Source organism: Stenotrophomonas sp. YJH_SMC_127 (assembly GCF_059372445.1).
Window position 1 is genome coordinate 294,777 of record NZ_JCAFVO010000004.1, and the last position, 19,369, is coordinate 314,145.

Annotated in this window: 20 protein-coding genes and 1 riboswitch; of the genes, 9 read left to right on the forward strand and 11 right to left on the reverse strand. The window is 68.3% G+C overall.

The genetic code is table 11. The features are described from left to right. Nucleotides 1–221 precede the first annotated feature (221 nt). A complete protein-coding gene (locus AC5QAB_RS11905) occupies nucleotides 222–1,670 on the forward strand; it encodes an aminotransferase-like domain-containing protein (RefSeq protein WP_241884614.1) in 1,449 nt (482 codons plus the stop codon). 75 nt (nucleotides 1,671–1,745) lie between these two features. Here the strand turns inward: AC5QAB_RS11905 and bioD are convergent, their stop codons facing one another. After that, nucleotides 1,746–2,429: a dethiobiotin synthase gene (gene bioD, locus AC5QAB_RS11910; RefSeq protein ID WP_241884934.1), complete on the reverse strand. Its 684-nt coding sequence runs from the start codon at nucleotides 2,427–2,429 to the stop codon at nucleotides 1,746–1,748. A gap of 68 nt (nucleotides 2,430–2,497) precedes the next feature. Here bioD and AC5QAB_RS11915 point away from each other — a divergent pair, with 68 nt between their 5' ends. Both AC5QAB_RS11915 and AC5QAB_RS11920 read left to right on the forward strand, forming a co-directional pair. Further along, on the forward strand, nucleotides 2,498–2,980 hold the full coding sequence (locus AC5QAB_RS11915; RefSeq protein ID WP_032959222.1) for a GAF domain-containing protein: 483 nt from the start codon (nucleotides 2,498–2,500) through the stop codon (nucleotides 2,978–2,980). Then, entirely contained in the window at nucleotides 2,977–3,339 is a 363-nt protein-coding gene (locus AC5QAB_RS11920; protein WP_014645820.1) for a TfoX/Sxy family protein, read from the forward strand. The genes AC5QAB_RS11915 and AC5QAB_RS11920 overlap by 4 nt, the downstream gene beginning before the upstream one ends. Before the next feature lie 91 nt (nucleotides 3,340–3,430). On the opposite strand, the gene AC5QAB_RS11925 is transcribed toward AC5QAB_RS11920, so the two are convergent. Continuing rightward, the gene (locus AC5QAB_RS11925; protein WP_075076142.1) at nucleotides 3,431–4,009 is read right to left on the reverse strand and encodes a histidine phosphatase family protein; all 579 of its coding nucleotides are present in this window, start codon (nucleotides 4,007–4,009) and stop codon (nucleotides 3,431–3,433) included. A 142-nt stretch (nucleotides 4,010–4,151) separates the two neighbouring features. Continuing rightward, a riboswitch (cobalamin riboswitch) is annotated at nucleotides 4,152–4,374 on the forward strand. Between the two features lie 115 nt (nucleotides 4,375–4,489). Between AC5QAB_RS11925 and btuB the strand changes: the two genes are divergently transcribed. Continuing rightward, on the forward strand, nucleotides 4,490–6,331 hold the full coding sequence (gene btuB, locus AC5QAB_RS11930) for a TonB-dependent vitamin B12 receptor (RefSeq protein WP_197562201.1): 1,842 nt from the start codon (nucleotides 4,490–4,492) through the stop codon (nucleotides 6,329–6,331). A gap of 99 nt (nucleotides 6,332–6,430) precedes the next feature. Here btuB and gph read toward each other — a convergent pair whose 3' ends face one another. The 3 genes from gph to AC5QAB_RS11945 all read right to left on the reverse strand — a co-directional run bounded on the left by gph (nucleotide 6,431) and on the right by AC5QAB_RS11945 (nucleotide 8,869). After that, complete coding sequence (gene gph, locus AC5QAB_RS11935; RefSeq protein ID WP_075076144.1) at nucleotides 6,431–7,087, reverse strand: phosphoglycolate phosphatase; 657 nt, start codon at nucleotides 7,085–7,087, stop codon at nucleotides 6,431–6,433. A gap of 64 nt (nucleotides 7,088–7,151) precedes the next feature. Further along, nucleotides 7,152–7,943, reverse strand: a complete 792-nt coding sequence (locus AC5QAB_RS11940) for a class I SAM-dependent methyltransferase (RefSeq protein ID WP_014645816.1) — start codon at nucleotides 7,941–7,943, stop codon at nucleotides 7,152–7,154. Further along, a complete protein-coding gene (locus AC5QAB_RS11945) occupies nucleotides 7,940–8,869 on the reverse strand; it encodes a LysR family transcriptional regulator (RefSeq protein WP_014645815.1) in 930 nt (309 codons plus the stop codon). The genes AC5QAB_RS11940 and AC5QAB_RS11945 overlap by 4 nt, the downstream gene beginning before the upstream one ends. A 108-nt stretch (nucleotides 8,870–8,977) precedes the next feature. Here AC5QAB_RS11945 and AC5QAB_RS11950 point away from each other — a divergent pair, with 108 nt between their 5' ends. After that, nucleotides 8,978–9,616, forward strand: coding sequence for an NAD(P)-dependent oxidoreductase (locus tag AC5QAB_RS11950; RefSeq protein WP_053495240.1), 639 nt, complete (start codon nucleotides 8,978–8,980; stop codon nucleotides 9,614–9,616). 91 nt (nucleotides 9,617–9,707) lie between these two features. Beyond that, nucleotides 9,708–10,619 (forward strand): MBL fold metallo-hydrolase, encoded by a 912-nt coding sequence (locus tag AC5QAB_RS11955; protein ID WP_241884883.1) that lies wholly within the window; start codon nucleotides 9,708–9,710, stop codon nucleotides 10,617–10,619. A gap of 250 nt (nucleotides 10,620–10,869) precedes the next feature. On the opposite strand, the gene dinB is transcribed toward AC5QAB_RS11955, so the two are convergent. Beyond that, on the reverse strand, nucleotides 10,870–11,964 hold the full coding sequence (dinB, locus tag AC5QAB_RS11960) for a DNA polymerase IV (RefSeq protein WP_053495238.1): 1,095 nt from the start codon (nucleotides 11,962–11,964) through the stop codon (nucleotides 10,870–10,872). 191 nt (nucleotides 11,965–12,155) lie between these two features. On the opposite strand from dinB, the gene fabA reads away from it, so the two are divergent. Then, nucleotides 12,156–12,671 carry a 3-hydroxyacyl-[acyl-carrier-protein] dehydratase FabA gene (gene fabA, locus AC5QAB_RS11965; protein WP_014035851.1) on the forward strand — a complete coding sequence of 172 codons (516 nt, stop codon included), beginning with the start codon at nucleotides 12,156–12,158 and terminating at the stop codon, nucleotides 12,669–12,671. Beyond that, nucleotides 12,671–13,879 carry a beta-ketoacyl-ACP synthase I gene (fabB, locus tag AC5QAB_RS11970; protein ID WP_049408278.1) on the forward strand — a complete coding sequence of 403 codons (1,209 nt, stop codon included), beginning with the start codon at nucleotides 12,671–12,673 and terminating at the stop codon, nucleotides 13,877–13,879. Before fabA ends, fabB begins: the two co-directional genes overlap by 1 nt. A 95-nt stretch (nucleotides 13,880–13,974) precedes the next feature. On the opposite strand, the gene AC5QAB_RS11975 is transcribed toward fabB, so the two are convergent. Genes AC5QAB_RS11975 through AC5QAB_RS11985 form a run of 3 tightly spaced genes read right to left on the reverse strand, consistent with a single transcriptional unit; the run spans nucleotide 13,975 to nucleotide 16,417 of the window. Continuing rightward, a complete protein-coding gene (locus AC5QAB_RS11975; protein WP_053495237.1) occupies nucleotides 13,975–14,658 on the reverse strand; it encodes an HAD family hydrolase in 684 nt (227 codons plus the stop codon). Beyond that, on the reverse strand, nucleotides 14,655–15,356 hold the full coding sequence (locus tag AC5QAB_RS11980; RefSeq protein WP_014645809.1) for a pseudouridine synthase: 702 nt from the start codon (nucleotides 15,354–15,356) through the stop codon (nucleotides 14,655–14,657). The genes AC5QAB_RS11975 and AC5QAB_RS11980 overlap by 4 nt, the downstream gene beginning before the upstream one ends. After that, nucleotides 15,353–16,417, reverse strand: coding sequence for a class I SAM-dependent methyltransferase (locus tag AC5QAB_RS11985; protein WP_049408280.1), 1,065 nt, complete (start codon nucleotides 16,415–16,417; stop codon nucleotides 15,353–15,355). The genes AC5QAB_RS11980 and AC5QAB_RS11985 overlap by 4 nt, the downstream gene beginning before the upstream one ends. Before the next feature lie 157 nt (nucleotides 16,418–16,574). Here AC5QAB_RS11985 and AC5QAB_RS11990 point away from each other — a divergent pair, with 157 nt between their 5' ends. Then, entirely contained in the window at nucleotides 16,575–16,838 is a 264-nt protein-coding gene (locus tag AC5QAB_RS11990) for a hypothetical protein (protein ID WP_241875811.1), read from the forward strand. A 70-nt stretch (nucleotides 16,839–16,908) separates the two neighbouring features. Here AC5QAB_RS11990 and AC5QAB_RS11995 read toward each other — a convergent pair whose 3' ends face one another. Both AC5QAB_RS11995 and AC5QAB_RS12000 read right to left on the reverse strand, forming a co-directional pair. Continuing rightward, nucleotides 16,909–17,202: a DUF3247 family protein gene (locus AC5QAB_RS11995; protein WP_164110295.1), complete on the reverse strand. Its 294-nt coding sequence runs from the start codon at nucleotides 17,200–17,202 to the stop codon at nucleotides 16,909–16,911. A gap of 43 nt (nucleotides 17,203–17,245) precedes the next feature. Continuing rightward, nucleotides 17,246–19,234: an ATP-binding protein gene (locus AC5QAB_RS12000; RefSeq protein ID WP_197561875.1), complete on the reverse strand. Its 1,989-nt coding sequence runs from the start codon at nucleotides 19,232–19,234 to the stop codon at nucleotides 17,246–17,248. Nucleotides 19,235–19,369 lie beyond the last annotated feature (135 nt).

Sequence of the window (19,369 nt, forward strand, 5' to 3'; positions counted from 1 at the left end):
ACCGACGCTCGGCGGTGCTCTCTGTAGAGCCGAGCCCACGCTCGGCTGCTGTTGGCGGGAGTGCAGCCGAGCATGGGCTCGGCTCTACACACAGAAAAAGACGCACGGCCATCCAGCCGTGCGTTTGGGAAGTATCGGCCGTGCCCCGATCAGGCCCGGCCGACAACGACATGCTAGGCTCGCCATCATCATGGGTACAGCACCAGATGGTGGGAAATTCGATGGATACAGATGACCAGAGCGCGATGATCCCACCCCGCTACCAACGGCTGTCCGATGAGCTGGCCGAGGCCATCCACGGCGGACGCCTTCCGGTTGGCAGCCGCCTGCCTTCGCTGCGGCAGATGGCCCTGCAGCGCAGGCTCAGCCTGAACACGGTGATTGCCGCCTATCGCCAGCTGGAGGACGCCGGCCTGGTCATTCCGCGGCCCAAAGCCGGCTTCGAGGTGGCGCCGCGCTTGTCGGTGCCAGAGCGTTCGCTGCGTGATACCCCGTCCGCACCCACCGCACCACTGCAGCAGGTGCTGATGGCCCGCGTGCTGGAAGCACAGCGCCGCCCCGGTGTGATCGACCTGGCCTTTGCCGGTCCGCGCGGGCGCCAGTTCTATCCGGGCGCGCAGCTGGCCCGGCATACCGCACAGGTGCTGCGCCACGGCCAGCAGACGGTGGAGACCTACGCGCGCCCCAACGGCTCGCCACGGCTGCTGGCGCAGATCGTGCGGCGTGGCCCGCGCATGGGGCTGCACACCCACAGCGAACGCCTGCTGCTGACCCATGGTGCGATGGAGGGCCTGCAGCTGGCGCTGCGCGCGGTCACCCAGCCCGGTGATGCGGTCGGCATCGAGGCACCGTCCTACTTCAACCTGTATCCGTTGCTGGCCAACCTCGGCCTGCAGGCCATCGAGCTGCCCACCCATCCGCAGCACGGACTGGATGTGGATGCGCTGGACGCGCTGCTGCAGCACACACCGCTGGCCGCACTGGTGGTGATGCCGACCGTGCACAACCCGCTCGGCTGCACCATGCCGACCGCCGCCAAGCAGCGCCTGGCCGAGCTGGTCAACGCACGGCAGCTGCCGCTGATCGAGGACGCGGTGTACGCCGAGCTGCAGTTCTGCGAACCGCCGGCGCCCCTGCTGAAGGCCTTCGATCGCGACGGCTGGGTGATGGTGGTCGGAGGTTTCTCCAAGACACTGGCGCCGGATTACCGCATCGGCTGGCTGGATGGCGGCCGCTTCGCCGAGCGCATCGCGCTGCTGAAATTCCAGTCCACCGGCGGCGAGCCGCAGCTGCTCGGTGACGCGGTCGCGGCGTATCTGGAAGCGGGCAGCTACGAGCACCACCTGCATCGCATGCGCCGGCTGTACCGCGAACAGGTGGGACGGCTGCGCCAGCTGGTGGCCGAGCACTTCCCAGCCGGCACCCGCGCCACCGAACCGCAGGGCGGATTCCTGCTGTGGCTGGAACTGCCGGGCGTGGATACGCGCGAGCTGTTCGAGCGAGCGCTGCAGGAGGACATCGTGTTCATGCCCGGCCAGGTCTATTCACGTGGCGCGCGATACCGCCACTGCCTGCGGCTGTCGTGCTGCCAGACCCTGGATGCGCGCTTCATCGGCGCGGTGGAACGACTGGGCGCGATCGCGCGGGAGCTGGCGCCCGCAGCACGGTAGTGCCGGCCGCTGGCCGGCAACATCGGGATCACCGGGTGGACGCGGTTGCCGGCCAGCGGCCGGCACTACCCAGGATCACTCGAGCAGGTGCGCGCTCAGCGCTTCGCCATCCGCTCCCGGCAGATGCGGCAGCCGTCCCCAGCACGGCATCGGCAGGCGCTGCTGCAACGTGGCGATGTTCTCATCCTGGCGCTGCATCGCAGGGTCGATGTGGTTGCCGATCCAGCCCAGGCACTGCACGCCGCTGGCCTGCAGCGACTGCGCAGTCAGCCGCGCATGGTTGACGCAGCCCAGCCGCATGCCCACCACCAGCAGCACCGGCAACTGCAGTGCTCGCACCAGGTCCAGCTGGTCCAGCGTGGCCGAGACCGGCGCCAGCCACCCACCGACGCCTTCCACCACCACGATGTCGGCCTGTGCGCGCAGTCGCGCGAACGCAGCGACGATCGGCGCCAGTTCCACCTGCACGCCGTCCTCGGCAGCGGCCAGCTCCGGTGCCAGCGGCTGCCGCAGCGCATACGGGTTCAGATCGGCATAGTCCGGCACCGGCCAGCTGGCTGCCTGCAGCGCCAGCGCGTCTTCGTTGCGCAGGCCCTGCCCCAGGTCTTCGCTGCCGCTGGCCACCGGTTTCATACCCACCGCGCGCAGGCCGCGCCGGCGCAGCCCATGCAGCAGCGCGGTGCTGGCCGCGGTCTTGCCGATCTCCGTATCGGTGCCGGTGATGAACAGGGCGGGCGGCAGCGTAGCGGGCAACGGCATCGATGGGCTCCAACAGGGCAACAGAGCGTGCATTATCGCCGGCCCGGCGCGCTTGCTAGACTGCGGGCATGTTCGCCAATGCCTCGCTTACCGGCAGCAAGCCGGAACAATACGCCCAGCTGCTGGAACAGGCCCGTGGCCTGGTCTACGCCGAGTCCGACCGCATCGCCAACGCGGCCAACCTCTCCGCACTGGTCTACCACGCCCTGCCCGACCTGAACTGGGTGGGCTTCTACCTGTACGACGGCAAGGAACTGGTGGTCGGCCCGTTCCAGGGCCTGCCGGCCTGCGTGCGCATCCCGCTGGACAAGGGCGTGTGCGGTGCCGCCGCCAGCCAGCGCGTGACCCAGCGCGTGGACGACGTCGATGCCTTCCCCGGCCATATCGCCTGCGATTCGGCCTCGCGTTCGGAACTGGTGGTGCCGCTGCTGCGCGGCGATGAACTGATCGGCGTGTTCGACATCGACAGCCCGAAGATCGGCCGCTTCGATGCCGATGACCAGGCCGGCCTGGAAGCCATCGCCCGCGTGTTCGTCGAGGCGCTGGGATGAGCGCACCGAAGCTGCGCAACATCGGCCCCAAGAGTGCAGCGTGGCTGCGCCAGGTCGGCCTGCGCAGCCGCGAGGACCTGGTTGCGACCGGCGCAGTCGGCGCCTTCGTCAAGGTCAAGCGCGCCGGCTTCAAGCCCAGCCTGAACCTGCTGTACTCGCTGGAAGGCGCGCTGCTGGACTGCCACTGGCAGGAACTGAGCGAGCCGCAGCGTGAGGCGCTGGTGCAGGATTACGAAGCACGCATCGCCGCGCATCCGCTGAAGGCGGCCGGCCCGGCGTCGGGTCCGGTGCATGAGCAGCGCTTCGATGCCGACGATGACGCGGAAGACAGCGTGACCGAGGATGCGGACGAGGATTGACCGCACCGGTAGTGCCGGCCGCTGGCCGGCAACTGCGTGGTCTTTTCAACGATCCTGAGACTGCCGGCCAGCGGCCGGCACTACCGATGGGTTACGGCTGCTGCAGTTCTAGCAGCTCGCCTGCCAGCCCGGCTTCGCCACGTTCCAGCCGTACCCGCAGGCGCGTACCGTGGTCGATGCGCAGTGCCCAGCACAGCGACATCGGCAGGCCGCAGACCTGCGACAGCACCATGCGCAGCGGGCCGCCATGGCTGACCACCAGCGTTGGCACCGGGTCGTCATCATCGAGCAGTCGATCCAGCGCGCGCGCGATACGCCGCTCGAAGTGGCCCCAGCTTTCACCGTTGGGCGGTGGGAATGCATGCGGATCGGCATGGAAGGCCGCCAGTGCGTCCTCCGGCAGGTCGAACAGCGGCTGCCCGTCCCAATCGCCGAAATCCAGCTCTTCCCATTCCTCCTCCGCTTCCACGTCCAGCCCGCGCGGGGTGGCCAGGGCCATCGCCGTGTGCAGCGAGCGCAGCCGCGGCGAACTGATCACCCGTTCCCAGGGCTGCGCAGCATAGGCGTCGACCAGTTCCTGCGGCAGGCGGGCCAGCTGCGGTGGATCGCTGCGGCCATCGAGGAACTCATCGCGACCGTTGCCGGCATGGCGGACCAGGTCGAGGATCATGCGTGCGTCCTGTACAGGCAACGCGGGAACAGCGGAAAACGGGCGGACATCGGCAACGGCACCACGGGATCGAGGGACCATTCTAAGGGCACAGCAAAGGCAGTCGGGTACGCTCGACGCTACGGGCCGCCTGCGATGCCGTAGACTGCGCCCACTTCCAGGTGACCTGCGGCCACGGCCGGCAGGTTGAAACGGGAAGCCGGTGACGCGTGAATCCACGCCAGGCCGGCGCTGCCCCCGCAACGGTAAGCACGTCAGTTCCAGGCAACAAAGCCACTGTGCCGCAGGCATGGGAAGGCGCCTGGACGGTGGCCTCGCGCCACCCGGCGGCAAGCCCGGAGACCGGCCCGGAAGCCTCAGGTCGCGGTGCGGTGGGCATGGCGCTGGATGACCGCAGCCTGCGCTGCGGCGTCGGCGCATGCCTGCCTTCGCGGCTCCTCCCCTTCGCCACGCGGGCGTGCGTGGCACCTGGAGTCCCCCATGAAGCTGCAGTCCCGAATGCTGTCCCTGGCCGTGCTGGCCGCCCTGCCCGCGCAGGCCCAGGCCGCCGATGACACCACCGCGCTCGACCAGATCCTGGTCACCGCCACCCGCACCCCGATCGCCCTGCAGGACAGCATCGCACCAGCCCAGGTGATCGACCGCGCGCAGATCGAATCCAGCCAGGCCACCTCGTTGCAGGAACTGCTGCGCGGCCGCGCCGGCATCAACCTGACCAATGCCGGCGGGCTCGGCAAGCAGAGCTCGCTGTTCCTGCGCGGCACCAACTCGGGCCACACCGTGGTGCTGGTCGATGGCGTGCGCATCAACAGTGCCGACCTCGGCCTGGCCATGTACCAGGACCTGCCGCTGGCGCAGATCGAACGCGTGGAAATCGTGCGCGGCCCGCAGTCCAGCCTGTACGGCGCCGACGCCATCGGTGGCGTGATCCAGATCTTCACCCGCCGCAACCAGGGCGATTTTGCTCCGCACTTCCAGCTCGGTGGTGGCAGCAACGGCCTGCGCGAAGCCAGCGGCGGCATCGGAGGTGGCACCGAACGCGGCTGGTTCGGCGCCGACATCGCCTACCAGCATTCCGATGGCGTCGATGCCTGCCGTGGCTCGGCGACGCTGTTCACCGGCTGCTTCGCCGACGAACCCGACCGCGACGGCTACCGCAACCTGTCCAAGAGCCTGCGTGGCGGCTACACCTTCAACGACCAGTGGAATGTGGAAGGCAGTGCGCTGCGCGCCGACGGCAGGAACCACTACGACGGCTATTACAACTACTCGGAAATCCGCCAGCAGGTGCTGGCCGGCAAGGTGCGCTACACCCCGTCCGGGCGCCTGGCCGTCACCGCCAACGTCGGCCGCAGCGACAACGAGTCGGACAACTTCGGCGACTTCGGCGCACGCGGCAGCGCGCAGACCCACCGCGACAGCGCCTCGCTGCAGGGTGACTTCACCTTGACCGGAAGCCAGCTGCTGAGCACCGGCGTGGACTGGAGCGAAGACAACCTGGATGGCAGCAGCGCGGGCTACCTTGTCGACAGCCGCCGCAACACCGGTGTATTCGTGCAGTACCAGGGCCGCTTCGGCCGCCACCAGCTGCAGGCCAGCGCGCGCAACGACGACAACCAGCAGTTCGGCAACCACGCCACCGGCAGTCTCGGCTGGGCAATGCAGCTGGACCACGGCCTGCGCGTCAATGCCAGCTACGGCACCGCCTTCAAGGCACCGACCTTCAGCGACCTGTACGACCCGTGGAGCGGCGTGCCGACGTTGAAGCCGGAGAAGTCCAAGAGCGCCAACCTCGGTGTTTCGCAGCAGGGCCAGGGCTGGCATTGGGGCCTGGACGTGTACGAGACCCGCATCGATGACCTGATCACCTACGATGCGTCCACGATGAAAATGCAGCAGGTGGAGAAGGCGCGCATCCGTGGCGCCGAACTGACCGGTGGCGTGCTGCTGGCCGGCTTCGACCTCAACGCGCAGCTGAGCTACACCGACCCGCGCAACCGCACCCATGGCAGCACCCAGTTCGACAACTGGCTGCCGCGCCGTGCACAGCAGACCGCGCGCCTGGACGTCGACCGCCGCTTCGGCGATTTCCGCGCCGGCCTGACCGTGCAGGGTGCGGGCAAGCGCTATGACGATGCCGCCAACGCGGTGAAGGTCGGTGGCTACGGCACGCTGGACCTGCGCGCCGAGTACGCGCTGACGCCGGCGTGGTCGCTGCTGGCACGTGCCGCCAACGTGTTCGACCGCCGCTACGAGACGGTGGCGTGGTTCAACCAGCCCGGCCGCGAATACCAGCTGAGCGTGCGTTACCAGCCGAAATGACCGCGACGGTCATGGTAGTGCCGGCCGCTGGCCGGCAACATCGTGACCCTCGGCAACGTCCTCGGGGTTGCCGGCCAGCGCCCGGCACTACCCCCTGCGTCAGCCCTGCAACCCCGGCAACTCACGCAGGTCGTCAATCACCGCCACCGCCTGTGCGGTGGCCAGGTCCAGGCCACGCGGATAACCGTAACGCACCAGTGCGATCGGCATACCCGCCTCTTCAGCGGCGCGGTAGTCGGTCAACGAATCACCCACCATCAGGCAGGCATCCACCGCCAGCCCGAAGTGCGCAGCGATGTGCCGCAGCGGCTCACCGCTGGGCTTGCGCTGCGGCAGCGAATCGCCGCCCAGTACCAGCGCGAACGCATCACCAATGCCCAGGTGCTGCAGCAGTGGCGGCACCAGCGCTTCGGGCTTGTTGGTGCAGATCGCCAGCGGAACAGCGCGTGCACGCAGCTGCATCAGCGCTTCGGCCACGCCATCGAACAGGCGCGGGCTGCGCAACAGGCACTCACGGTAGTGCACCATGAACACCGGCATCACTTCGGCCAGGTCGACCTCACGACCCGCGGCATGCACGGCCTGCTCGACCAGGCGGCGCACACCGTCGCCGATCCAGCCCAGAACCGTGGCTTCCGGCACGCGTGCCATGCCGATGTCTTCCAGCGTGCGGTTCAGTGCTTCGGCGATATCAGCTGCGCTGTCGACCAGCGTGCCATCAAGGTCGAACACGACCAGCGGATAGGGATACGACAAGGGACGGCACCTGCACGACATTGGGCCGCCCATTGTACGCCGCTGGTTTCTGCGCCGATCCGCCTCAACCGATCCGGCGTGCGCGGGTGGCCAGGAACGTGGGCAGGTAGCGGTCGATCAGGAAGCGCGGCTGCGGCTGCCAGTCTTCCATGAAGCGATCGATGACGAACCCCGCATCCAGCTGCCCGCCGATCAGTTCGGTCAGGCTGTGGCCAAAGGTCAGCGCATCGCCGCGGCCGAGTTTCGCCTCACGTTCTGCGGCGGGCAGGTCTTCCAGGTCCGAATAGGGAATGGCGTACTGCGGCCGGATCAGGCCCTGCGCATCGAGCTGCGGATCGCGCGCGCCGACGAACAGCACCGGGTTGTAGAAGCTGGCCATCAACATGCCATCGCGCGCCAGCACGCGGCGGCATTCGGTCCACACCGGGCGCACGTCGGGTACGTACAGGTTGGAGATCGGATGGAACACCACGTCGAAGCTGTCGTTGGCGAATACGTGCAGGTCGCGCATGTCGCCCTGCACCGTGCGCAGCTGCAGTCCATCGCGCGCCGCCACGCTGCGGTCCTGTTCCAGCTGCCCGTCTGAGAGATCGAACACGGTGACGTCGGCGCCCGCAGCGGCCAGCACCGGTGCCTGCTGGCCCCCGCCCGAGGCCAGGCACAGGATGCGGCGGCCACGCACATCGCCCAGCCAGTCCAATGGCAGCGCGCGTGGGGTCAGATGCACCTGCCAGCGGCCTTCGCGCGCGGCGGCAATGGTTGAACTTTCCACCGGGCGCGACCATTCGCGCACTTCGCTGGCCTGGCGGTCCCAGGCAGCACGGTTGTGGTCGATCAAGGCCTGTCCATGGTTCATGTGTTCTCCTTGCCCGGTGGGCGCCAATCCAGATCCTGGAAGGCCGGGCTGGCGAAACACTCGGCCAGGTAGTCCAGGAATCGCCGCATGATAGCGGGCTGCTGTCGCCGTGACGCGTACACGGCATGAATGCCGAGTTCGTCCAGGCTGAATTCGGGCAGCAGTTCGATCAGCTCGCCGGTACGCAGCAGCGGCGCCACCTGGTAGGTCGGCAGCATGGCGATACCGGCACCGGCCCGCACTGCCTCCAGCAGCAGCGAGGCCTCGTTGGCGCTGATGTTGCCGCCCACCGCCACCGACAGTGAACGGCCGTCCCGGTGCAGCTGCCACAGGCTCTTGCCGACGTAGTGGTGGGTCAGGCAGTTGTGCGCGGCCAGATGCTCGGGAGCAGTCGGCGTGCCGCGTGCCTGCAGGTAGGACGGCGTCGCGCACAGCACCGAGCGGCAGGTGGCCAGCCGCCGCGCGATCAGGCTGGGATCGATCTGGCGCGCGATGCGCACGGCCAGGTCCACCCGCTCCTCCACCAGGTTGACCGTGCGGTCGACCAGCAGCAGCTCGATGCGTGCCGCCGGATGGCGCGCAACAAAGCCGGCCACCGCCCGCGCCAGGTGGCTCTGCCCGAACGACACGCTGGCAGTCACCCGCAGCGTGCCATGCGGCTCCGGATCATCGCTGGCCAGCTCGCCCTGCAGTTCCTCGCCGATCGCCAGCATCTGCCGGAAGCGCGCCAGCGCCGCCTCGCCCGGGCCGGTCAGGCTGACCCGGCGCGTGGTCCGGTGCAGCAGGCGTGCGCCCAGCCAGCCCTCGACCTCAGCCAGGTAGCGGCTGACCATCGCCCGCGACATGTCCAGCACCTCTGCCGCCGCGGTCAGGCTGCCGCGCTCGGCCACCTCGACGAACACGGTCATGGCGGTCAATCGGTCCATATGCTCGATCCATGCAACAAACAAGCGCGTTATACGCTGTTTTTCGAGCGACTGCAGCGGCCTAGAGTGGCGCCATTCCCACCCCACAGCGCCCCACGGAGTCCTGCCATGAAGATCGCCCTCGTTGGTTCCACCGGCAACATCGGCCGCCAGATCGCCCGCCACGCGCTGGCCCGCGGCCACGAACTCACCGTCATCGTGCGCAGCGCGCAGGACCTCCCGGCCGAGCTGGCCAGTGCCCATCCGGTGATCGCCTCGCTGGATGACCAGGACGCGCTGGTTGCCGCCATCGCCGGCCACGACGTGCTCGCCAGTGCCTACGGCCCGCGCCCGGGCGATGACATCGGCCGCGTCGGTGAGGTCGCCGCGCAGCTGGTGGCTGCCGCGCGCAAGGCCGGCGTGCCGCGCCTGGTGGTGGTTGGCGGTGCCGGCAGCCTGGAAGTCGCACCCGGCGTGCAGCTGGTCGACACCCCCACCTTCCCGGAGGCCTACAAGCCGTACGCGCTGGCCCACCGCGAGGCGTTCAACCGCCTGCAGGCAGTGGACGACCTGGACTGGACCTTCTTCTCGCCGGCCGCCGAAATCGGCCCGGGTGAAGAGCGCGGCCAGTACCGCGTGCAGCCCAAGGCGTTCCTGGCCGATACCAGCGGCCACAGCCGCATCAGCTACGCCGACTATGGCGCGGCGTTCGTCGCCGAACTGGAAGCGCACGCGTATCCGAAGCAGATCATCACCGCAGCGTATTGATCCACGCACGTCCCATGTAGAGCCAAGCCCGCGCTCGGCTCTACGCGAACATGCAGCCGGGCATTGGCCCGGCTCTACACAAGGAGTTCCCATGCGTACCGCTGCCCTGCTGCTTCCCCTCGCCCTGGCCGCCAGCTTCACCAGTGCGCCGCTGCTGGCCGCACCGGCCACCACGACGCCGGCGGCGGCGACGAAATCCCAGCTGCACCTGCAGACCTTCCATCCCGGCCCGCAGGCAATGTTCTCGGTGTCCTCGGTGCTGATCGAAGGCCGCCACGACGCGATCCTGGTCAATGCGCAGTTTGGTGCCAGCGATGCGCGCAGACTGGTCGAGCTGATCCGCGCCAGCGGCAAGCAGCTGACCACCATCTACATCAGCCACGGTGATCCGGACTACTACTTCGGCCTGGCTACCCTGCAGGACGCGTTCCCGCAGGCGCGCATCGTCGCCACCGCGCAGACCGTCGCCCATATCCAGCAGACCCAGGCCGGCAAGCTGGCCTACTGGGGACCGAAGATGGGTGCCGACGTGCCCGCGCGCATCGTGCTGCCGCAGGTGCTGGATGGCGATGCCCTGGAGCTGGAAGGCCAGCGCCTGCCGCTGATCGGCCTGGATGGCCCGACCCCGGACCGCACGGTGCTGTGGGTGCCGTCGCTGCGCGCGATCGTCGGTGGCATTCCGGTGGTGGCCGGCGAGCACGTGTGGATGGCCGACACGCAGACGCCGAAGTCGCACACCGACTGGCTGCAGACCCTGCAGCGGTTGCAGGCACTGAAGCCGAAGGTGGTGGTGCCGGGGCATTACGCGCCGGGTGCGGCGCTGGATGCCAGTGCGTTGCGCTTCACCGCGGACTACATCCGCGCGTTCGATGCCGAGACGGCAAAGGCCAGGGACAGTGCGGCGCTGGTGAAAGCAATGCAGTCGCGCTACCCGAAGCTGGATGGCGTGGCATCGCTGGAGCTGAGTGCGAAAGTGGCCAGGGGCGAGATGCAGTGGCCTTAAGGTAAAGGGTTGTTTTGCAGGGCTGCGCCCTGCACCTGCTCAATGCAACGGCAACAGCTGGATATCTGTGGGTTGGCGGGGTGGGTCCGATGGCAGGGGACGCCGTGAACCCGTCCATGGGGGCTTGGTCGCGGCATCCATGCCGCTCACGCCCCCGCAACCGGACCCACCTCGCCTTCGACAGATCTCGGCAATCTGCTGGGGTCGGATCCCGTTGCTGCGCAACGGGCTCTGACCCCGCCTTTGCCGATCAGAGGGATGTGGAATCGCTCGGTCCGTGCTCGAACAATTCCCCCTGCACCATGGCCTCCTTTTCGCGGAACCCACCCAGCCCGACGCCGACCAGGCGGTAACGCGTCTCCGCCGGCAGGTCGACGCGGGCGCGCAGGGCCAGTGCGATGTCGCGCAGTTCTTCCATCGATTCCGGCGGGCGCTCCGGGGTGAAACTGCGGGTGAGGATGCGGAACTGCGCGGTCTTCAGCTTCAGCACCACGGTGTGGCCGACGCGTTCGGTCTTGCGCGTGGCATTCCAGGTCTTCTCCGCCAGTTGCACGATCGCCTCGCCCAGGTCTTCCAGCAGCAGGTCCTCGGCAAAGGTGTCCTCCGAGGAGATCGACTGTACCTGCTGGTCCGGTTCCACCGCCCGCTCGTCGATGCCGCGTGCACGGTTGTACAGGCTGCGGCCGAAACTGCCGAACGCCTCTTCCAGGTCGACCAGGGACCACTGCCGCAGGTCGCCGCAGGTGACGATGCCACGCGCGGCAAGTTTGCCTTCCATCACCTTGCCGACGCCTGGCACCCGGTTCACCGGCAGCGGCAGCAGGAAGGCGTCCACCCGCTGCGGTGGAATCACGAACTGGCCATCGGGCTTGCGCCAGTCCGAAGCGATCTTGGCCAGGAACTTGTTCGGCGCGATCCCGGCTGAAGCGGTCAGGTTCGTCTCCTCGCGGATCTGCGCACGGATGGTGCGGGCGATGTCGGTGGCCAGTTCGATGCCGCTCTTCGGCTCGGTCACGTCCAGGTAGGCCTCGTCCAGCGACAACGGCTCGACCAGGTCGGTGTGGCGCAGGAATATCTCGCGTACCTGGCGTGACACCGCCTTGTAACGTGCAAAGTCCGGCGGCACGAAGATCGCGTCCGGACACAGGCGTTCGGCGCGCAGCGCCGGCATCGCCGAACGCACGCCGAACACGCGTGCCTCGTAGGACGCCGCACACACCACCGAGCGCGCGCCGCGCCATGCCACAACCACCGGCTTGCCGCGCAGTGACGGATCGTCGCGCTGCTCCACCGACGCGTAGAACGCGTCCATGTCGACGTGGATGATCTTGCGCAGTCGGGTCATGTCAGGCGGAAAGGGCGGGGGCGTGCCGAACGGGCCACACGCCGAAGTATGGTCGTTGCACATCAACAGGATGCGCGTATTCCATTGAAAACACTACGGTTGCGTACGGTTGAAATGTTTGATCGGCGCAGTTTCCACGGGCATCCTCGAACGCTTGTTTCCCTGTTTCCCCGCTTCCAGGATTGTGCTTCATGACCCGTCTCCACGCGTTCAACCGCGAACAGCTGCTGGCCAGCGCACGCGGTGAACTGTTCGGCACCGCCGCCGGCCGTTTGCCCAACGATCCGATGCTGATGTTCGACCGCATCACCGACATCCACGAGGACGGCGGACCGCACGGCAAGGGCATGGTACGCGCCGAGCTGGATATCCGCCCGGACCTGTGGTTCTTCGGCTGCCACTTCATCGGCGACCCGGTGATGCCCGGCTGCCTGGGCCTGGACGCCATGTGGCAGCTGACCGGCTTCTTCCTGACCTGGCTGGGTGCCCCCGGCAAGGGCCGCGCACTCGGCTGCGGCGAGGTGAAGTTCACCGGCCAGGTACTGCCGGACGCCAAGCTCGTGCGCTACGAGATCGACATCAGCCGTGTCATCAACCGCAAGCTGGTGATGGCCCAGTCGGACGCCCGCATGTACGTGGATGACCGCGAAATCTACAGCGCGCGCGACCTGCGCGTCGGCCTGTTCACTGAAACCGGGAGCTTCTGATGCGTCGCGTCGTCATCACCGGCATGGGCATCACGTCCTGCCTCGGCAATGATCTGGATACCGTTTCGGCCGCGCTGCGCGAAGGGCGCTCGGGCATCACCGCCTTGGCCGACCATGCCGAAGCGGGCCTGCGCAGCCAGGTCGGCGGTCGCGTCGACCTCGATCTGGAGGCGCTGATCGACCGCAAGCAGAAGCGCTTCATGAGCGATGCGGCGGCCTTCGCTTACCTGTCCATGCGCGATGCCATCGCCGATGCCGGGCTCAGCCCCGAGCAGGTCAGCAACCTGCGCACCGGCCTGATCGCCGGTTCCGGCGGCGGCTCCAGCGAATGGCAGATCGGCGCGGTCGACCTGCTGCGCGAACGTGGCGTGCGCAAGGTCGGCCCGTACATGGTGCCGCGCACGATGTGCTCGACGGTCTCGGCCTGCCTGGCCACGGCCTACCAGATCAAGGGCGTCAGCTACTCGCTGTCGGCCGCCTGCGCGACCTCGGCGCACTGCATCGGGGCTGCCGCGGACATGATCCGCCACGGTGCGCAGGACATCATGTTCGCCGGTGGCGGTGAAGACCTGCACTGGTCGATGAGCGTGATGTTCGATGCGATGGGCGCGCTGTCGACCAGCTTCAACGAGACCCCGGCCAGCGCCTCGCGTCCGTACGACAAGGACCGCGACGGCTTCGTCATCGCCGGTGGCGGCGGCATGCTGGTGCTGGAGGACTACGACCACGCCGTTGCGCGTGGCGCGCGCATCCATGCCGAGCTGATCGGCTACGGCGTGACCTCCGATGGCGCCGACATGGTCGCGCCGTCCGGCGAGGGCGCGGTGCGCTGCATGAAGATGGCACTGCAGGGCGTCGATCGCCCGCTGGACTACCTCAACACCCACGGCACCTCGACCCCGCTGGGCGATGTCACCGAGCTCAACGCGATCCGTGAAGTGTTCGGCGATGCGGTACCACCGCTGTCCTCGACCAAGGCGCTGTCCGGCCATTCGCTGGGCGCGGCCAGCGTGCACGAGGCGATCTACTGCCTGCTGATGATGCGCGATGGCTTCGTCGCCGGTTCGGCCAACATCGGCGAGCTGGACCCGAAGGTGGAGAGCTTCCCGATCCTGCGCGAGAGCCGCGAGCAGAAGCTGGACACGGTGATGTCCAACAGCTTCGGCTTCGGTGGCACCAACGCTGCGCTGGTGTTCGGGCGGGTGTGATTGAACAGGTGTGCCGACCAACGGTCGGCACCCACCAGAAGATGTGGAGCCGAGCCCATGCCCGGCTCAGTGCCAACCAAGGTCGGCACCCACCGCTACTTCGGCAGCAGCGGCAGCAGCAGGGCGTGCGCGTCCACCAGCGAGTCGACGATGCGGTGGCCCAGTGCGCGCAGCTCTTCATCCGGATGCACCAGGTCCGGCACCTGGATCACGGTCATGCCGGCGGCCAGTGCGGCCCGCGTGCCGGCCGGTGAATCTTCCAGCGCCAGGCAACGTTCGGGCGCCTGGCCCAGCCGCTGCGCGGCCAGCAGGTAGATATCCGGCGCCGGCTTCGGCCGCGCCACATCACCACTGGTGATCACGGCATCGAAGTACGGCAGCAGGCCTGCGGCCGCCAACTTGCGGTTGGCGCGCGGCTGCCGCGTGGTGGTCGCCACCGCACGCGGTACCGCGTGCGCCTTCAGCAGCTCCAGCAGCTCCAGGATGCCCGGCCGCAGCGGCAGCCCGGTCTGCGTGCGTGCTTCGTACAGCTCATGGCAACGCGCCGCCACCGCGTCGATCACGCTGTCCTCGATGCCCTGCGCGCGCAGCAACGCATGCGTATCGTGGTCGCCGAGGCCGACCATGCGCAGGAACACCGCTTCCTCCAGGCCCAGCCCGAATTCGTCGGCGGCCTCGCTCCAGCAGGCCAGCGAGACCCGCTCGCTGTCGATCATCAGGCCGTCCATGTCGAAGATGACGGCGTCGGGCAGGAACGGCAGCGCAGCGAAGGGGGTCATGGAGCGAACAACGTATCCAGGTCGGTGGAAGTGAGCTGCCGCCATTGCCCTTCGTCCAGCCCCTGCAGGTCCAGCCCGCCGACGCGGCTGCGGTGCAGGGCCTGCACGTGGTTGCCGGTGGCGGCGAACATGCGGCGTACCTGATGGTAGCGGCCTTCATGCAGCACCAGGCGTGCGCGACGCGCCTCCAGCACTTCGAGTTCAGCCGGCAGCAGGGGCGTCTTCTCGGACTCCAGCATCAGCGTGCCGCTGGCGAACAACGCCACTTCGTCGCCGCGCAGGTCCTCGCTCAACTCGACTTCGTAGACCTTCGGCAGCTTCGACTTCGGCGAGATGATCCGGTGCAGCAGGCCGCCATCGTCGGTCAGCAGCAGCAGGCCACTGGTCTCGCGGTCGAGGCGGCCCACCGTGGACAGCACCGGATCACGGTCGCGGAAGCGCGGCGGCAGCAGGTCGTAGATCAGGCGGCCGGTGTCCTTGGTCGAACAGGTGTAGCCGGCGGGCTTGTGCAGCGCGATCGACAGCCCCACCGGCGGGTCCAGCGGCTCGCCATCGACGCGGATCGCCTCGTGCGGCACCTGGTCATCGGCGTACAGCACCTCACCGTCGGCGTCGGTGACGCGGCCTTCGCGGAACATCCACTGCACCTGCTTGCGGCTGCCATAGCCCAGGTTGGCGATGAGCTTGACCAGCTTCACTTGCCCTTCCCCTTCACTGCTTCAACCAGCTTGAAACCGTCGCGCTCGGCGACCACGCGCACCGCACCGAAGCTGTCGTTGAGGGTGTGCTCGTACGGCAGATGGCGGTTGGCCACCACGTACAGGCGTCCGCCCGGGCGCAGCGCCTGCGCGGCCACGGCGATGAAGCGCTGGCCGATGTCCGGGCGGTCGGCACGCGACGGCGTGTGGAACGGCGGGTTGCTGATGATGACGTCGTAGCCCGGCTCGATGCCGGCGGTGACGTCGCGCCACAGGAAGCGCAGCGGCAGCGCGCGCGGCGGCGGCGCCAGGTTCAGTTCGGCCAGGGCCAGCGCACGCTGCTCGGCCTCGTACAGGTCCAGCGCGGTGATCTTCGGGCAGCGTTCCAGCAGCTCGCGCGAGAGATAGCCGTAGCCGGCGCCAAGGTCGGCGGCGCGGCCGGCCAGGTCGGCCGGCAGGTGCTCGGCCAGCAGCGCCGATGCCGGATCGATGCGGTCCCAGGCGAACACGCCCGGGCGGCTGAGGAAGCGTCCGCCCATGATCGGGCGCACCGCATCCAGCGCCGACCAGCGCTTGGCCAGGTCGGCGTCGTGCTGGCCCTGCAGCGGGGCGGTCCAGTACACGCGGCAGTGGTTCTTGGTCAGGCAGCCGCCGAGACCGGCCAGCTGCTTGAGGTCGCCTTCACCGGAGCGCGCGCCTTCGTTGTTGGCCTGGCAGGCAACGATGCGGCCGCCCTCGGCGACCAGCGCCAACGCGCGGGCGAACAGCGCACGGGCTTCTTCACGCTGGCGCGGCGGCAGCACCAGCACCAGCGGGTAACGGCCCTTGCCGGCCACATCGTCCAGCTGGCCGCTGACGGTCCAGCCGGCGGCCAGCTGCAGCGGCTGCGCGAACGGGGCGAAGCTCTGTTCGCAGTGCAGCTCGCGGTTGCCGGCCGCTTCGCGCAGCGGCCAGCCATCGCGGGCACGCAGGAAAGCCACCGGGCCCTCCGGCCAGCGCAGGGCGCCTTGGGAGAACGGCAGGAGCAGGGTCTGCAGGGGGGCGTCGTCGCTGGAGGCCATCGGCGCGGGTACTTCAAGCGTGAGGGCCGTCCATTGTACCGGCTTGGCCGGGCCGGCCCCGGCGGCCCGCTTTGCGAAACCCGAACGGGGCCTTGATCCGCCAGAAACATTGAAACGTTCAGGGTAGAGGCTCCCCCGGAAACCCAGGAGAACCTGCATGCGAGCCTTGTTCGTCGGTGGCGTGGTCGACAACAGTGAAATGGACCTGGAAGGCAGCCATCCGCCCGTGCACTACCCCGAGGACACCGGCGGCGGCCACTCGCGCTACCGGCTGCACCAGGTCGGCCATGGCGCCGATGGCAGCGTGGCCTACGCCGTCTACGGGGCACCGGACCTGGCCGATGACGAGGTGGCGAGGATTGCAGAGGAGCGGGCGTACGCACGCCGATTCGAGGCGACGCCGACCCTGTTCGAGCATTGACACACCGGTAGCGCCCGAGCCCACGCTCGGGCGACGGCGCAGCCGAGCGTGGGCTCGGCTCTACATCCGATCAAGGCGCCTTGGGTGGCAGGCGGTTGATGCTGGCGATCTCGTCCAGCCACACATGGTGCTGCTGCACCGGCGTGTCGTAGTCATCCAGGCGCAGCTGGCCGTTGCTGCCTTCATCACCAGCGACGTTGCGGTACTGCTGCACGGTTGGCCTCACGGCCACCGTGCCGAGCAGGCGGCGGCCATCGTGCAGAATCAGTTCCACCTGCGTTTCGCCTTCCAGCTGCGGCAGCAGGGCTTCCAGGCGCGCGACCTGCGCCGGATCGGTATGGATACGGGGAGCTATGCGGGACATCGGCGACCTCCTGCATGCAGGGTCACCGATCGGCCGTGAATGCTCAGTGCAGCGCGCTGTCCGCGCGGGGTACCTGCACCTTGCGCACCGCAGCCACCAGCTGCGCCACCGAGTACGGCTTGGCCACGTGTTCCTGGAAACCCGACGCCAGCGCACGGCGGCGGTCATCGGCACGCGCCAGCGCGGTGACGGCGACCGCGGGCAGGGTCGTGGCATCCACGCCCATGTCCTCGCGCAGCGTGCGCACCAGGCCATAACCATCCATGCCCGGCATGCCGATGTCGGTCAGCATCACGTGGTACTGCAGATGGCCGGTGTCGGCCAGCAACGCCAGCGCCTCACCGGCCGAACTGGCCGCCGATACGCTGGCGCCCTGCTCTTCCAGCATGCGCCGCAGGTACTCCAGCACTTCCGGCTGGTCTTCCACCGCCAGCACGTGCATGCCGCGCAGCGGATACGGCTCGACGATCACCGGTTCCAGGATCGGCCCGCTGATCACTTCGCGCAGCGGGCGCCGCTCGGCATCGGGAAGGTGCTGCGGCAGGCGCACGGTGAACGTGGCGCCATGGCCGTGGCCCTCGCTGGCCGCAGCGACCGTGCCGCCATGCAGTTCGACCAGCTGCTGCACGATCGCCAGGCCCAGTCCCAGTCCACCATGGCGCCGGGTGGTGGTGCCATCGGCCTGGCGGAAGCGGCTGAACAGGTGATTGAGGAATTCGGGTGCGATGCCATCACCGGTGTCGCGCACGGTGATCTCCCAGTGGTTGCCGTCGGCCCGCAGCTGCAGGTCGATGCGGCCTTCAGCCGGGGTGAACTTGATCGCGTTCGAGAGCAGGTTCCAGAACACCTGCTGCAGGCGCGTGGCATCGCCCAGCACCAGGCTCGGCTGTTCGGGCAGTTGCAGGTGCACGTCCAGTGCCTTGCCTTCGGCCACAAGTTCCTGCGCGCCGATGGCCTCGCCCAGCACCGTGCGCAGGTCCAGCACTTCCACCTCCAGCTGCACTTTGCCCAGCAGCATGCTGCTGAGGTCCAGCATGTCCGAGATCAGCCGCTTCTGCGCGCCGGCGCTGTTGGCGATCACGTTCAGGCCCTTGTACAGAGGGCTGGTGTTGTCCACACGCTGCAGCAGCAGCTCACTCCACCCGAGGATGGTGGTCAGCGGCGTACGCAGTTCATGCGACAGCGTGGCCAGGAACTCGTCCTTCAGCCGCGCCATGTTCTCCGCAGCGCTGCGCGCGGCGCGTTCGGACTGCAGCAGTTCCTCGCGGGCCAGTTCGATCTCGCGGCGTTCGGTCACGTCCGGGCTGCTGCCGGCCAGGCCGATGAAGCGGCCCATCCGCGAGAAACGCGGGCGTGCGTTCATCTCCAGCCAACGCCACTGGCCATCGGCGCGCCGCGCACGCACCAGCGCGTGCATCGAACGCTGCGCCTTCAGCGCTTCCTGCAGTTCGTATTCGAATACCGACGCATCGTCCGGATGCACCAGGCCGCGCCAGACATCTTCCGGCACACGCGTCTCGTCGCCACCGAAGAACTCGCTGAAGGCGCTGTTGACGAAACGGGCATGGCCGCGCTCATCGAGCACCCACACCGGCATCGGCAGGCCGTCGGCCAGTGCGCTGAAGCGCGCTTCGCTCTCGCCCAGCTCCACTTCCATCTGCTTGCGCGCGGTGATGTCGAAGAACAGGATGCCGACCTTGTCCTCGCCTGGCCGGCCCACGCGCACCGCGTCGACCGCGAACGAACGACCCAGCGCACGCGCTTCCATCTCGAACTGGGCGGGACGGCCGCTGCGTGCGACCTCGCCGTAGATGCGGAACCAGTCCTGCTCATGGTTGGGTTCCAGCCCGGTCATGCGCTGTCCACGCGCATCCTTCAGCCCGGTGTGGCGCTCGAAGGCATCGTTGACCTCGAGGAAACGATAGTCGACCGCACGATCGCCCTCGAACAGCACCTGGATCACGCAGAAACCAGCGTTGATGCGCTCAAGCACGCCATGATGCAGGTCGGGTTCGGGCGCCTGCACCATCATCGGTGGGCGCTCCACGAGGGGCGGCAGTGTGGACAAGGGCGTCTGGACGGGCCGGATTGGAAGCACAGCATCTTCCAAAGCGCGTATTCACAGCGTCAAGCGCCGTCAGTCATGGTTGACGACGATGAATTGGCG

Excerpts from the sequence above, each read along its gene's own strand:
- AC5QAB_RS11905 (WP_241884614.1), top strand. The coding sequence starts at position 222 with ATGGATACAGATGACCAGAGCGCGATGATCCCACCCCGCTACCAACGG.
- bioD (WP_241884934.1), bottom strand. The coding sequence starts at position 2,429 with ATGCCGTTGCCCGCTACGCTGCCGCCCGCCCTGTTCATCACCGGCACC.
- AC5QAB_RS11915 (WP_032959222.1), top strand. The coding sequence starts at position 2,498 with ATGTTCGCCAATGCCTCGCTTACCGGCAGCAAGCCGGAACAATACGCC.
- AC5QAB_RS11920 (WP_014645820.1), top strand. The coding sequence starts at position 2,977 with ATGAGCGCACCGAAGCTGCGCAACATCGGCCCCAAGAGTGCAGCGTGG.
- AC5QAB_RS11925 (WP_075076142.1), bottom strand. The coding sequence starts at position 4,009 with ATGATCCTCGACCTGGTCCGCCATGCCGGCAACGGTCGCGATGAGTTC.
- btuB (WP_197562201.1), top strand. The coding sequence starts at position 4,490 with ATGAAGCTGCAGTCCCGAATGCTGTCCCTGGCCGTGCTGGCCGCCCTG.
- AC5QAB_RS11940 (WP_014645816.1), bottom strand. The coding sequence starts at position 7,943 with ATGAACCATGGACAGGCCTTGATCGACCACAACCGTGCTGCCTGGGAC.
- AC5QAB_RS11945 (WP_014645815.1), bottom strand. The coding sequence starts at position 8,869 with ATGGACCGATTGACCGCCATGACCGTGTTCGTCGAGGTGGCCGAGCGC.
- AC5QAB_RS11950 (WP_053495240.1), top strand. The coding sequence starts at position 8,978 with ATGAAGATCGCCCTCGTTGGTTCCACCGGCAACATCGGCCGCCAGATC.
- AC5QAB_RS11955 (WP_241884883.1), top strand. The coding sequence starts at position 9,708 with ATGCGTACCGCTGCCCTGCTGCTTCCCCTCGCCCTGGCCGCCAGCTTC.
- dinB (WP_053495238.1), bottom strand. The coding sequence starts at position 11,964 with ATGACCCGACTGCGCAAGATCATCCACGTCGACATGGACGCGTTCTAC.
- fabA (WP_014035851.1), top strand. The coding sequence starts at position 12,156 with ATGACCCGTCTCCACGCGTTCAACCGCGAACAGCTGCTGGCCAGCGCA.
- fabB (WP_049408278.1), top strand. The coding sequence starts at position 12,671 with ATGCGTCGCGTCGTCATCACCGGCATGGGCATCACGTCCTGCCTCGGC.
- AC5QAB_RS11975 (WP_053495237.1), bottom strand. The coding sequence starts at position 14,658 with ATGACCCCCTTCGCTGCGCTGCCGTTCCTGCCCGACGCCGTCATCTTC.
- AC5QAB_RS11985 (WP_049408280.1), bottom strand. The coding sequence starts at position 16,417 with ATGGCCTCCAGCGACGACGCCCCCCTGCAGACCCTGCTCCTGCCGTTC.
- AC5QAB_RS11990 (WP_241875811.1), top strand. The coding sequence starts at position 16,575 with ATGCGAGCCTTGTTCGTCGGTGGCGTGGTCGACAACAGTGAAATGGAC.
- AC5QAB_RS11995 (WP_164110295.1), bottom strand. The coding sequence starts at position 17,202 with ATGTCCCGCATAGCTCCCCGTATCCATACCGATCCGGCGCAGGTCGCG.
- AC5QAB_RS12000 (WP_197561875.1), bottom strand. The coding sequence starts at position 19,234 with ATGATGGTGCAGGCGCCCGAACCCGACCTGCATCATGGCGTGCTTGAG.